Source organism: Actinotalea sp. (genome assembly GCF_041597215.1).
Lineage (GTDB): Bacteria > Actinomycetota > Actinomycetes > Actinomycetales > Cellulomonadaceae > Actinotalea.
In genome coordinates this window covers 1-13043 of record NZ_JBFHHB010000073.1, presented here as the reverse complement: position 1 = coordinate 13043, position 13043 = coordinate 1, and the positions used below count along the sequence as shown (strand labels likewise).

General features: G+C 73.3%; 12 protein-coding genes. 1 reads left to right on the top strand and 11 read right to left on the bottom strand.

All coding sequences use genetic code 11. The annotated features are described in order from the left end of the window. Nucleotides 1–35 precede the first annotated feature (35 nt). Nucleotides 36–1214, top strand: coding sequence for an IS481 family transposase (locus tag ABWK99_RS07105; protein ID WP_372594005.1), 1179 nt, complete (start codon nucleotides 36–38; stop codon nucleotides 1212–1214). Nucleotides 1215–1331: 117 nt separating this feature from the next. Here the strand turns inward: ABWK99_RS07105 and ABWK99_RS07100 are convergent, their stop codons facing one another. From ABWK99_RS07100 to ABWK99_RS07050, 11 genes are all read right to left on the bottom strand, one after another. Next, the gene (locus tag ABWK99_RS07100) at nucleotides 1332–3584 is read right to left on the bottom strand and encodes a putative bifunctional diguanylate cyclase/phosphodiesterase (RefSeq protein ID WP_372594004.1); all 2253 of its coding nucleotides are present in this window, start codon (nucleotides 3582–3584) and stop codon (nucleotides 1332–1334) included. Between the two features lie 91 nt (nucleotides 3585–3675). After that, entirely contained in the window at nucleotides 3676–5478 is a 1803-nt protein-coding gene (locus ABWK99_RS07095) for a bifunctional UDP-sugar hydrolase/5'-nucleotidase (protein WP_372594003.1), read from the bottom strand. A 169-nt stretch (nucleotides 5479–5647) separates the two neighbouring features. Beyond that, complete coding sequence (locus tag ABWK99_RS07090; protein WP_372594002.1) at nucleotides 5648–6085, bottom strand: universal stress protein; 438 nt, start codon at nucleotides 6083–6085, stop codon at nucleotides 5648–5650. Further along, nucleotides 6082–6699: a V-type ATP synthase subunit D gene (locus ABWK99_RS07085; RefSeq protein WP_372594001.1), complete on the bottom strand. Its 618-nt coding sequence runs from the start codon at nucleotides 6697–6699 to the stop codon at nucleotides 6082–6084. Before ABWK99_RS07085 ends, ABWK99_RS07090 begins: the two co-directional genes overlap by 4 nt. After that, nucleotides 6692–8110, bottom strand: coding sequence for a V-type ATP synthase subunit B (locus tag ABWK99_RS07080; protein WP_372594000.1), 1419 nt, complete (start codon nucleotides 8108–8110; stop codon nucleotides 6692–6694). Before ABWK99_RS07080 ends, ABWK99_RS07085 begins: the two co-directional genes overlap by 8 nt. Next, nucleotides 8107–9852 (bottom strand): V-type ATP synthase subunit A, encoded by a 1746-nt coding sequence (locus ABWK99_RS07075; protein WP_372593999.1) that lies wholly within the window; start codon nucleotides 9850–9852, stop codon nucleotides 8107–8109. Before ABWK99_RS07075 ends, ABWK99_RS07080 begins: the two co-directional genes overlap by 4 nt. Next, nucleotides 9840–10364 carry a hypothetical protein gene (locus ABWK99_RS07070; RefSeq protein WP_372593998.1) on the bottom strand — a complete coding sequence of 175 codons (525 nt, stop codon included), beginning with the start codon at nucleotides 10362–10364 and terminating at the stop codon, nucleotides 9840–9842. Before ABWK99_RS07070 ends, ABWK99_RS07075 begins: the two co-directional genes overlap by 13 nt. Beyond that, nucleotides 10361–10645 carry a hypothetical protein gene (locus ABWK99_RS07065; protein WP_372593997.1) on the bottom strand — a complete coding sequence of 95 codons (285 nt, stop codon included), beginning with the start codon at nucleotides 10643–10645 and terminating at the stop codon, nucleotides 10361–10363. The genes ABWK99_RS07070 and ABWK99_RS07065 overlap by 4 nt, the downstream gene beginning before the upstream one ends. Further along, nucleotides 10642–11076, bottom strand: coding sequence for an ATP synthase subunit C (locus ABWK99_RS07060; protein ID WP_372593996.1), 435 nt, complete (start codon nucleotides 11074–11076; stop codon nucleotides 10642–10644). The genes ABWK99_RS07065 and ABWK99_RS07060 overlap by 4 nt, the downstream gene beginning before the upstream one ends. After that, nucleotides 11073–12371, bottom strand: a complete 1299-nt coding sequence (locus ABWK99_RS07055) for a V-type ATPase 116kDa subunit family protein (RefSeq protein WP_372593995.1) — start codon at nucleotides 12369–12371, stop codon at nucleotides 11073–11075. The genes ABWK99_RS07060 and ABWK99_RS07055 overlap by 4 nt, the downstream gene beginning before the upstream one ends. Next, nucleotides 12358–13043 (bottom strand): hypothetical protein (locus ABWK99_RS07050; RefSeq protein ID WP_372593994.1); only part of this gene is annotated, 686 nt, incomplete at its 5' end. The genes ABWK99_RS07055 and ABWK99_RS07050, both read right to left, overlap by 14 nt.

The following is a 13043-nucleotide window of genomic DNA, read 5'->3' as shown; positions in this document are numbered from 1 at the left end:
TGACACCGGTTCCGGCTGATGCTTGACGCTCGCTCATGAGGGAGTTGAGCGTGGCTGAGCAGAGGTACAAGGCGGTACTGGCGGTGATCGGCGATGGGCGTTCGATCACCGAGGTCGCGGCGTCGTGGGGCATCTCGCGTCAGACGTTGCACACCTGGTTGTCCAGGTGGGAGCAGGGCGGGTTGGAGGCGCTGGGCGATCGGTCGCACCGGCCGGTCCGTTGCCCGCACCAGATGGACGGCGATCTCGAGGTCGCTGTGCTGGAGATGCGGCGGTCGCACCCGGGCTGGGGTCCCACGCGGTTGGTCCACGCGCTGGGCCGCGGTGGGTTCACGGTCTCGCGCTCGGGGGTCTATCGGGCGTTGCTGCGCGCGGGCCTGGTCGACCCGGGCGCGCGGCGCCGGCGCGCCGAGCACTGGCGCCGGTGGGAGCGGGGCCGGGCGATGGAGCTGTGGCAGATGGACGTCGTGGGTGGGATCGGCCTGGTCGACGGCACCTCGGTGAAGGTCCTGACTGGGATCGATGACCACTCCCGGTTCTGCATCAGCGCTCACGTGATGCCCGCCGAGCGCACCCGGTTCGTCTGCGAGGGTCTGAACGCGGCGCTGGAGACCTACGGCTGCCCCGAGCAGGTCCTGACCGACAACGGCAAGGTCTTCACCGGCCGGTTCAACCACCCACCGGTCGAGGTCGCCTTCGACGCGATCTTGCGCCGCAACGGCGTGGAGCACCTGCTCACCGCGCCCAGGTCGCCGACCACCACCGGGAAGATCGAACGCTTCCACCGCACCCTGCGCGCCGAGCTGACCACGGGGGCGCTGTTCGACTCCGTGGCCGCCGCGCAGGCCGCGATCGATGCCTGGGTCGCCCACTACAACCACGACCGACCCCACCAGTCCCTGGCCATGGCCACCCCCGCCGCCCGGTTCACCCCTGCACCCGACCGGGCGCCGGTCACCGTCGCGGACCGCAGCGGGCCGGACTGGGTCGCCCGCAAGGTCGCCACCAACGGAGTGGTCTGCGTGTCCTGGCAGCAAGTCTCCGTCGGTATCCACCGCGCCGGGGAACGCTGCGACGTCCTCGTCGGCCCAGACACCCTGCAGTTCTGGATCGGCAACCAGCTGCTACGCACCGTCCGACGCGACTCGACCGGCCCCGTCCGCAACAAGCGACCCCTAGGAGGTTCCCTCACCAAGACCCGAGCAGGACACTGACCACAGAGCGTCAAGCATCACCCGGAACTCCACTGTCACCCATCACCCGGAACTCCACAGGGGCGCCGGAAGGCCACCGTAGGTCGCGCCGAGAGCGTCACGGTCCGGCCAGCAGCGTCACCGCGTCGGGAGCGCCGCCTCGACGTCCCGCGCGGGGAGCTTCGCTGCCGGGCGCGGTCGGGCGAAGAGGTACCCCTGGGCGACGTCGCAACCGGAGCGGACGAGCGCCGCGAACTGCTCCTCCGTCTCGACCCCCTCGCCGACGACCGTCAGCCCGAAGGCGTGGGCAGCGTGCACGACGAGCCGGACCAGGGCCGCAGCGCCGGGTGCGTCGGAGGCGACGAGGCTCCGGTCGATCTTGAGCGAGTCCACCGGCAGGTGCTGGAGCTGGCCGATCGAGGTGTACCCCGTGCCGAAGTCGTCGAGACTGATGCCGACGCCGAGGTCGCGCAGCTGCTCCAGGTGGAGGAGAGCCGACGGCCGGTCGAGCACGACCGTCTCGGTCACCTCCACGACGAGGCGCCCGGCGGGGAGACCTGCGGCGGCCAGAGCGCCCACCACGTCGGGCACGACATCGGCGCTCGCGACGTGCCTCCCGGAGACGTTCACGGCGATGGGGACGTCGCCACCGAGGGCGGGACCGCCGTCGGCGGCCTGCCGGGTCGCCTCACGCAGCACCCAGCGATCGAGCTCGCAGATCAGGTCGGACAGCTCGGCGACCGGGATGAACGCGTCAGGGGGGAACAGGCCGAACCCCGGCCGGTCCCACCGCAGCAGCGCCTCGTACCCGACGACCCGGCGTGAGGGGACCTCGACGATCGGCTGGAAGAACAGGACGAGCTCGTCCTCGTCGAGGGCGGTGCGCAGCGCGGCCTCGAGCTCGACCCGCTCGCGGTGCTCGCGACGCAGCTCGTCGTCGAAGATCTCCACCCGGGAGCCGCCCAGTGCCTTCGCGCGGTTCGCTGCCGCGTCCGCCTCGAAGAGCAGGCCGTCGGCGTCCACCCCGCCGTCCCGGGACACCGCGACACCGACCGCCGCCCCGATGCGCAGCTCGCGCCCGGCCACCACGATCGGGACGGTGACGGCCTCGAGGACCCGCTCGGCGAGCTGGACGAGGGCGTCCTCGCTCTCGGGTGCCTCGGCCAGGACGACGAACTCGTCGCCCCCGATCCGACCGACCGTGTCCCCTGCGCGGACGCGGCTGCGCAGCCGCTCGGCCGTCACCCGCAGGACCTCGTCCCCGATCGCGTGCCCGTGCCGGTCGTTGATCGCCTTGAAGTGCTCGAGGTCGACGTAGAGCGCGCCGACCAGCGCCCCTGCCCTGCGTCCGCGGCCCAGCGCGGCCTCGACGAGCTGGACCGTGTGCGCCCGGTTCGCCAGCTGGGTCAGCGTGTCGTGCTCCGCGTGGTGCGCCAGGGCACTGCGGGCCAGGTCCCTTGAGGTCAGCGAGGCCCTGACCTCGCGCATGGCGAGGTACATCCGGCCCGCGACCAGCGCTGCAAGCACGACGAACGCCACCAGTACCGGCCATGCGTCCAGGGGGTGTCCGAGCAGCAGCTCGACGACGAGCGTGGCAGGAGCGACGACGGTCGCGAACGCGAGAGCGGCCAGCCGCCCACCGGTCAACGGCAGCGGGTCGGCTCCCGGTTCGGACAGGACCCTCATCGCCGGGTGCAGCGCTGCCGTTCCCCACGCGACGTAGGACAGCAGCCAGAGCGCCGCGACCGGCCCGCCCTCGTAGACGGTGGTTGCGGTCTGCAGAGCGTAGGCCGTGTCCGCGACCAGGAGCAGGCCGGCGGCCGCGACGAGGAGCCAGTAGGCCGTCGAGCGCGCCCCCGGACCGACCAGGAGCCAGACGAGCAGGGCGAGCAGCACGATGTCGGCGGCGGGGTAGGCGACACCGACGGCGCGGGCGAGAACGCTCTGGCTCGTGTCGCGAGCGATCGGCCCGGCGAGGACCACCCAGGAGAGGAACCCGAGCGCGACCGCGACGAGGGCGCTGTCGACGAGTCCGTTCGCGTCCAGGCCGTCGCGACGCGAGCGGACGAGCACCACGAGGCCGACGACGACGAACACGTAGGCGAGGAGGTAGAACCCGTCGGCGACGGACGGGAACGGAGGGATCTGCACGTCCTCGGCCCAGGTGTAGAGCACGTCGCCGAGCACCCAGGTGAGGTGGCCGGCCGCCATCCAGATCCAGGCAGACGCCCGCCGCGGTCGATGCGCTCTCGCGCCGACGACCATGGCCACGACTGTCGACAGACCGACGGCCACGTAGACGAGATCGCTCGCGAGGCCATCCGGGAGGGCAAGGTACGCCGCGACCACGAGGACACCTGCCGCTGCATAGACCTTCCACGCTCGTCCCACGCCGGTTCATCGGCAGCGCGAGACCTCTGCTGAGGGGTCCGGGCCGTGCCCCGAAGGACACGGCCCGGACCGGGCCACTGCCTGCAGACCCTCAGAGCTCGTTGACGCGATCCGTCGACGGAGGTGCGACGGGGCTGAACGTCCCGAGGTAGTTCGTCATGGCGAGCAGGTCGTTGCCGCCGTCGAGCCGCGGCGTCGTGACCGCGCCGAAGGTGGTGAAGTTGTCCCCTCCGTCGGCGAGGAAGTTGTTCACCGTGACCTGGTACGTGCCGGCGAGGTCGAGCGGCACGCCGTTGAGCTTCACGTTCGAGATCGTCACCGCGGTGCAGTTCCCCCCGGCGATCGTCTTCTGCAGGTCGTAGGTGAACCCGGCGGAGACGCCGAGGTGCAGGAAGGGCCGGCTGCTGCCGATCGGCTGGCACTGCTGCTCGAGCACCGACACGATCTGCGCGCCGGTCATCGCGTACGTCACCAAGGTGTTGCCGAACGGCTGGAAGGTGAAGGCCTCGCCGAACGTCACGACACCATCACCCTCGGTCCCGGACTGCGCGTACCTCAGGTCGGACCGCACACCGCCGGGGTTCATGAAGGCGATCTGGGCCCCGCTCGCACTGGTCGACCACAGCTGGGCGTCCGCCACGAGGTTGCCGGCCGGGGACTCGACGCCGCGATCGGAGCCGGGGGGCGTGCCCCCGCGGACGATGTCCGCGGTGATCGTGCCGACCGGGGTGGTGCCGGCGGCGTCGTACAGCGGCTGCCACTTGGCGATGATCGACGTCTGGGTCGGGTCGGGCTGGAGCGAGCCCTGGTCGACGAGGTGGTTGGTCGCCGTGCTCAGGTCACGACGCACGTCGTTGGTGCGCTTGTCGAGGACGAGGTTCATCTCGGTGACCACGCGACCGTAGGAGTAGGCGCTCGTGACCAGTCGGGGGTCACCCGCGGGATCCGCCAGCAGGCAGTTGTACGGCAGGTGCGTGTGACCGGTGATCATCGCGTCGATCTGCGGGTCGAGACCGTCGTTGATCGCGACCACCGGGCCGGTGATGCCGACGCAGGCGTTGACGTCCCCGGGCGGCGGGGTCTGGGACGCGCCCTCGTGCAGGAGCACGACGATCGCGTCGACACCCTGGGCCTCGAGCTCGGGGACGAGCGCGTTGGCCGTCTCGATCTCGTCGAGGAAGTCGTAACCCTGGATGCCCGCAGCGGCGACGAGCGTGTCGGTCGCCTCCAGGGTCATCCCGATGAAGCCGACCTTGATGCTGTTGATCTTCTTGACCCAGTAGCCCGGCAGCGGCGTGTCGCCGGTGGCCTCCTCGACGACGTTCGCCGAGAGCCACTGGAAGTCGGCGCCCGGGTAGGGCTCGTCGGGGAAGTAGCAGCCGTCGACGGGGTGACAGCCGCCGTCCTGCATACGCAGCAGCTCGGTCACGCCCTCGTCGAACTCGTGGTTGCCCACGCTCGAGACGTCGAGCTCCATCGCGTTGAGCGACTCCACCGAGGGCTCGTCGTGGAAGAGGCCGGAGAACGCGGGCGATCCGCCGATCAGGTCACCGGCCGCGACGGTCAGCGAGTACTTGTTCCCCTCACGCAAGGTCGCGAGCGCCGTCGCCAGGTACTCCGCTCCCCCGGCGGGGACGCCGTAGATCGACCCCGGCGTGCTGGCCTCGAGGTGCCCGTGGTAGTCGTTGAACGCCAGGAGCTGGAGGTCGACGAGCTGCCCCGGGGCATCGACCGCCGGTGTGCTCCCGGAGTTCCCGCGACCGCCGTCGTTCTTGGCGATGGCCGAGGGCGCGAGGGACAGGCCGAGCGCGAGCGACAACGACAGCGCACCGAGGCCGGCCGTGACCCGACGGCGGCTGAGTCGTGGTGAGGACGGCGCAGGATGGACGGGCACAGTTGGCCTCCTGAGGTGATGGACCAGCCGGGCCGCGCGACGCGCGACCTCGAGCGTGGCGATCAACCGTGTCTACCAGCAGATCGGGACGAACCGCCAGAGATCGGACATAACGCCGCCCCGACGGCGGCCCCGCAGATCCCCGCCGGCACGCGGGCCGCGTCCGCGCTCATTGGGCGTGGGTCGGCACGACGAGCACGGGTACCGTCGCGAACTCGAGCACCCTCAGGGTCGCGCTGCCGATGTCGGGCAGGGCGTGTCCGCGTCGGGAGACCCGCGCGAGGACGATGAGCCCCGCCTCGACCGCCGCGGCCTCGTCGAGGATCGCGACCGCGACCGCTCCCTCGCGTCGGACACCGCTCACCTCGACCCCGGCGCCCTGGCCGAGCGCGGTCACGTGCCGCAGCGCCGCCTCGCCCGCCTGCTCGCGCCGCCGTCGAAGGTCGAGGAGGTCGGCACCACCGTGGGTGCGGCCGTCGGGCCAGGGCTCCAGGACGGTCACGGCACGGACCCGCGCGCCCAGGGCCTGGGCCAGGTCCACCGCGACCGCCGCTGCGGCGAAGGCCGGGGTCGAGTCGTTCACGGCCACCAGGACGACCTCGATCATCTCTCCTGCCCTCCGCTCCCCGCACCGTTGCCTGGCCCCGCCGCCCAGCGCAGCCGCAGGCTCTCCTCCAGCTCGAGCTCGTCCAGCGAGCGGCGGACCGCCTCGAGGCGCGCCTCCAGCCGCGGGATCCACCGCTTCTCCACCGCGTGCAGGCGGCTCCGGGTGGCCTCGAGCTCCGCGGAGAGCAGGAGCACGGCCCGCGCGTCGGCCGCGTGCCCGACGGCCGCCTCCAGCGCGGACCCGTGCGCCGCCGCGGCGAAGGCCAGCGCGGAGCTGCCGCCCGCGCGCCGGAGCTCGGGGAGCTCACAGCGGGCGTCCTGCGGGAAGCTGACGCCCATCGCCCGCCCCGTGCTCGTCTCGACCCGGGCGAGGCAGCGCGGCTCGCCTGCGCGGATCCGGGCCCGACCGTCGAGCGCGGCGGCTCGCCGAAGCCATCGCGTCGCCTCCCGGGCGGCCGCCTCCCAGGCCAGCCGGCTGCGGGCCGCCGCGAGGTCGAGCCGTTCGAGCTCGTCCGCCAGGATGCGCTGCTTGCGGTCGAGCAGCTCTGCCCCGTGACGCGCGACCTCGAGACGCCGCTCGAGCCGCACCCGTCCCGCCCGTCCGGTGTCAGCCATCGGTCGCTCCGGACGGAGGTACGCCGGGGCCCGGCGGCAGGTGGCGGTCGAGCATCGCGACGGGGAGCATCGTCAGCTCGTGACGAGGCAGGGCCGCGAGGGCGCCCCACGCCCGGTCCAGCGAGTCCGCCAAGCTGCGCAGCTCGGCGTCGCCCTGGTCGAAGAGGTGACCCTCGACCTGCCAGCGGCAGGCGAGGTACGCGCGATCGGTCTCGCTCAGCGCCGCGACCCCGATGAGCTCGCCGAGCTCGGCCGCCTGACGGGCCCGTGCCATCGCTGCGAGCACCTGGGAGGCGACCGGAAGGTGGTCCTCGCGCGTGCGTCCGGCTCCCGCTCCGTTGCGCATCAGGCGGGAGAGCGAGGACAGCACCTCCACCGGCGGGTAGATGCCCCTGGCATGCACCTCGGGCGACAGCACGATCTGCCCCTCGGTGATGTACCCGGTGAGGTCCGGGACGGGGTGGGTGATGTCACCCGCGGGCATGGTGAGGACGGGCACGACCGTCACCGATCCCTCGCGGCCACGGATCCGCCCGCAGCGCTCGTAGAGCGTGGCGAGATCGCTGTACAGGTACCCCGGGTAGCCCCGTCTGGCGGGGATCTCGCGGCGCGCGGCCGCGACCTCGCGCAGCGCCTCGGCGTAGCTCGTCATGTCCGACATGACGACCAGGACGTCCAGGCCATCGCCGAAGGCGAGCTGCTCGGCGATCGTCAGGGCGATCCGCGGCGTCAGCAGGCGCTCGATCACCGGGTCGTCCGCGGAGTTGAGCAGCAGCACGAGCTCGCCGGCGGCGGACCGCTGCTCGAGCCGGTCCCGCACGTAGCCGATGTCGGCGTGGGTCAGACCCATCCCTGCGAAGACCACCCGGAAGCCCGCCCCGCGCGTCGTCGCCTGCGCGGCGATCTGCGTCGCGAGCGCGAGGTGCGGCAGACCCGGGACCGAGAAGATCGGCAGCTTCTGACCGCGGACGAGCGTGGTCAGCGCGTCGATCACCGAGACCCCCGTGAGGACCGGGTCCCGCGGCGGGTCACGGTGCACGGGGTTCAGCGGCCAGCCGTTGACCGGCAACGACCGGGCACAGGTCACCGGCGGTCCACCGTCGAGCGGTTCGCCGCGTCCGTTGCACACCCGGCCGAACCACTCGGGACCGACGGGCACGTTCAACGGTGCCCCGTCGAAGCGCACCCAGGTCTCCCCGGGTGCCATCCCCGCGGTCCCCTCGAGCACCTGGAGGGTGACCAGGTCCCGGTCCACCTCGAGCACCAGCCCGTGCCGGGTACCGCCCGGCAGGTCGACGGTCGCGAACTCGTCCCAGCCGACGCCGTCGGCCGCGACGACGAGCAGGGGTCCGCGCAGCTCGCGCACGTCCCCGTACGCGATCCGTCCTCCCGTGCCTCCGCGGCCCCTCATGCCAGGCCTCCCAGCATCTCGAGCACCTCGACGCGGCGCCGCGCCACCCCGGCAGCGTCCCTCGGGCCGAGCTCTTCCCTCGCCCGGATCACGGGGCCCAGATCGGTCTCCTCGAGCGTCGTCGCAGCGGTCCCGGCCTCGATCCGCTCCTGGCAGGCATCGACGACGTCCAGCACCAGGCCGAGCAGCGCTGCGCCCTTCTCCGGAGAGCAGAAGCCGTCGTTCGGGCTCAGCGCGTTCTGCTGGAGGACGGCATCGCGCAGCAGCCGGCCGCCGAGGAGGACCATGCGCTCGTGCCCGGGAAGCGAGCCCGTGCCGATGATCTCGGCGAGCGCGGCGAGCCGGTCGGCCTCGGCGAGGAGCGCCGTGGCCCGTGCTCGGCGCGCGGCCCACTCGGGGTCTCCGTGCGTGGCCCGCCAGGCTCCGACGGCCTCGGCGTCCCGGGCGAAGGACCCACGCCAGCTCACTGCCGGGTAGTGCCGGGCGTAGGCCAGGTCCCGGTCGAGGAGCCACAGCGACCGGACGAACCGCTGGGTCCCGGTCGTCACCGGTTCGGTCAGGTCCCCGCCCGCCGGGGAGACGGCTCCGACGACGGTGGCCGATGCCTGCTCGCCGCCGAGAGTCACGACGCGTCCTGCCCGCTCGTAGAAGGCGGCGAGCTCGCTCGCGAGGTTCGCCGGGTAGCCCTCCTCCGCCGGAAGGTCTCCGTTGCGGTTCGCGAACTCGCGCAGCGACTCGGCCCAGCGCGAGGTGGAGTCCGCGATGACGACCGCGTCGTACCCCATGTCCCGGTAGTACTCGGCGACCGTGATCCCCGTGTGCACGCTGGCCTCGCGGGCCATCATCGGCATGTTCGAGGTGTTCGCGATGATCACAGTGCGGTCCAGCAGCCGGCCCCCGGTGCGCTCGTCGGCGATGCGGGAGAGCTCGTCGAGGACGTCGGCCATCTCGTTGCCGCGCTCCCCGCAGCCGACGTAGACGATGACGTCGGCGTCCGACCACTTCGCGATCTGCTGGAGCAGCAGGGTCTTCCCCGTGCCGAAGCCGCCGGGGACGGCAGCCGCCCCTCCCCGGGCCAACGGGTACAGCAGGTCGAGGACGCGCTGGCCGGTGTGCAGCGGGACCACCTCGCTCAGCCGCGCCCGGAAGGGACGAGGCCGACGCACCGGCCACCGCTGCGACAGGTGCACAGGAGTCTCACCCACCCGGGCGACGACGCCCTCGGCTCCGCGCGGCTCGGGCCCGGCGACCCAGCCCACCACGCCGTGCACGCCGGGCGGGACCAGGACACGGTGCTCGACGGCGCCCGAGTCGGGGACCGTCCCGATGAGCTGGCCCTCGTGCACGGTCTCCCCCACCTCGACCCCGGCGACGAAGGACCACTGGCGTCCGGAGTGCGCAGTGGGACGTTCCGGCGTGAGCCAGACCTGTGCGGACGACAGGGGTCGAAGCAGCCCGTCGAAGGCCTGCCCGAGCAGGCCGGGGCCCAGCACCCCGGACAGCACCTCCCGCGTGGAGACGGCCCCGTGACCCGGGGCGAGCCCCCCGGTGTACTCGTAGGCCTGGACGGTGGCGCGATCGGCCTCGATCCCGACGACCTCCGCTGCCAGCTCCTGCGGACCGAGCCCGAGGACCTCGCGCATCGCGATGCCGTCGAGGCCCTCGACCTCGACGAGCGGCCCGTTGACGCGACGCACGACACCGCTGCCGCTCGGGTGGTCGTGCCCGTTCACGGTGCCCACAGCGCCCGCACCTGCGCACCGCTCGCGTCGAGGAGCTCCGCAGCCAGCACCGGGATGCTCAGGTCGAGCCGACGCGACCCGAGGGTTCCGACGACGCCTCCGTCCGGGCTCGCCGCGACCGTCACGGCGGGGCCGAGGATCTCGCGGCACCGCTCAGCGAGCTCGGCCTGCCAGTCGGCGTGGTCCGGGTCGCCTGCGCGGCGCTGCGCCAGGGCGACGACCTCTGCCATCAGCTCCCCCCGCAGCTCCGACTGCGCGGCGAGGACGAGCTCGTGGGCCTCGCGCCGCGCCCGTGCCGACCGTTGGGCGGCGGACGCCCGTGCCGACTCCGCTCCCTGGGCCGCCGCGGCGGTGAGGATCCGGGCAGCCTGCTCGTGCGCGGCGCCGAGACGCCGTGCGGCCTCCCGGTGGGCGGCCTCGGCGATCGCCGCCGCCTCGGCCTCTGCAGCAGCGGCAAGTGCGGACCGCACCGGTGCGAGGGCGGCGCGAGCAGCGGCGGAGAGGTCGGTCATGGGAGCACGACACTCATCGGCGCCACGGGGGCGTCCCTGCGGGCGCCGAGGGCAGCGGCGGCACGCGGGGTGAGCACGACGACGGCGACGGACCGGGGCAACGTGATCCAGGCCTCCTCGACCTCGACCGCTGTCTCGGCCACCCGGACGACGGCCCCGGCGAGCCCGAAGCCCTCGACGAGCGCCTGCTCGCCCAACGCCACCACGGTGCCCGCCGGCCCCGCGGCACGCGGCGTCCGTGCCCCTGTGCCCTGCGTCGCGTCGAGAGACATGGTCCTCACGCCTGTCCGATGAGGATCATCGCCACCACGAGTCCGTAGATCGCGATCCCCTCCGCGAGCCCGACGACGACCATCGCGCGACCGAAGATCTCCGGACGCTCGCTCATCGCCGCCAGCGCTGCCGAGCCGGTGTAGGCCACGGCGAACGCCGCACCGATCGACGAGCCCGCCACGGCGATCGCCGCGGCGATCAGCGCCGAGCCCCCGATCCCCGTCGCGGCCGCGGGTGCCGCCGGGTCGACCGCCGCCCCGACGGCTGCGGCGGGCGTCGTGCCGAGCGCACCGACGAGCAGCACGAGGGCACCGACAAGGACGAGCGCGTCGACCGCGAGGAGCAGCCCGAGCCCTGCTCGACCGCGCCGCCGGACCAGGACGAGGGACGCCCCCGCCAGGAGAGCGACGACGGGGATGCCGACGAGCCACGGGGTCATGGGTTCTCTCCTCGATCGGTGCCGCCGGCCGGCAGCAGGGGTGCCCAGGGGCGGAAGGGACGTCCCTCGGAGGTGAAGATGCGTGCGAACAGCTCGTAGTACTCCAGCCGGAGTGCCTGGACGCCGGCGACGAGAGCCTCGAGTGCGAACGTCACGACGTTGCCGACGACGAAGACGAGCACCGCGGCGACCGCCCGCCAGCCCGGGCCCCACAGCCCTGTGGTGCCGTCCCAGACGATCATCAGCAGGGCCGCGTGGGTCAGGCCGAAGGCGGCGAGCCGGGCGAACGAGACGATGTTCGAGCCGAGACGCACCACGGTGTCCACGAGCTCGACGACGGCCTGGACGACACCGGACCCGCCTCCCCCTGCCTCCAGGAGGAGCCCGACGAAGAGCAGGACGAGCGCGACAGCCGCAAGGCCGACGGCGACGGCGACGATCGGGTCGATCCCGCCGGCCAGTCCCCAGGTGAGCAGGGCCGCCGCAGCGAACAGGGCAGAGCCGGCCACCCCGCTCCGCGCGTACAGCGCGTAGCCCCAGCCGCCCTCCCTGACCCGGTTCACGGTGCCGATCGCGTAGGCGGCCGCGAGCAGCACGGCGCCGAGCCCGATGGCCGCGCCCAGCAACGGCAGCGGACTGGCGAGGGGGTCCAACCAGAGGACGGGCAGCAGACCGGTGGGACCGAAGGCCTCGCCGTAGAGCACCCCGAAGAGCACCGACATCAGCCCCGCCCCGGCCACGAAGGCCCAGGCCTGCGACAACGCGGCGAGCCGACCCGTGCGCCGCCCCCGCAGGGCGAGACCCATGAGCAGGAGGATCGCGCCGTGCCCGGCATCGCCGAACATCATCCCGAACATCAGGACGTAGGCCAGGCCCGCGAGTCGCGACGGGTCGACGTCGGCGTACGGCACGGTCCCGTAGGTGTCGACGAGCGTGCGTGAGGCGCGCGGTCGCGATCCGTCGGCTCCGGCATCGGTCAGCAGGGTCGGGGGCTGCAGACCACGGGGGTGCGCGATCGGCACGGCCGCCGCGCCGATCGGTGCAAGGTCCTCCTGGAGCCCGGCAAGGTCCCGCGCCGGCATCCAGCCCACCCAGCCGGCGAGCGGACCCGACCTGACGGCGGCGTCCGACGCGCGGTCCAGCTCAGCCGCATCGGCGCCCGGGGGGTACGGCAGGTCGAGCTCGACCGTCCCGCTCCTGGCGAGCTCCACGAGCATCTGGCGACTCCTGGTCTCCGGCACGACGAGCGCGACGCGGTGCATCCGGACCGGGCTGAGTGCCTCACGCCACCGCATCGAGCACCTCGCTCGCCACGGCGCCGGTGCCTCCGGCCTCCGCCGCAGCCAGGGCAGCGCGTACCCGCCACGCGTCGACGGAGAGCACCGTCACCGCACCGAGGACGACCTCGGGGCCGGGCAGTGCCGTGCGCAGCAGGGCGAAGGCGTCCTGCTCGACCTCGGCGAGCGCGCGTGCCTCGGCACGCCAGAGCTCGCGCGGGGTCTCGATCGAGAGCAGCGGGCGGACGGCGGACGGAAGGGTGCCCACGAGCGCAGGCAGGTCCTCCGCCGCGGCCCACCCCTCCCCGACGAGCGGCCGGGCCAGCTGCCGCAGCCGCGGCGTCGCGGGGGCCTCGTCGACGAGCCGGACCCGGACAGCCGTGAGCGCAGCGGCCCGGACCGCCCACGGTCTCGACCGAGGCGCTGCCGACGCGAGCTCGCGCAGCCACGTGAGCAGCAGCACGTCGGCGAGTCCGTCGGCGATCTCGTCGCCCGGATCGCCCCACGGCGATCGCCGCAACGCGACAGCGAGGTCCTCCGGCGAGGCCGCGTCCCGCAGCCGCGGCCAGGCGGTCGCGAGGGCACCGAGCTCCAAGGGCACCGACAGCTCACCCGCTCGCGTGGTCGACGACCCGTCGAGCGCGCGGGCCAGGGCGAGGATGTTCTCCCGCTCGAAGCCGGCGGCCACGG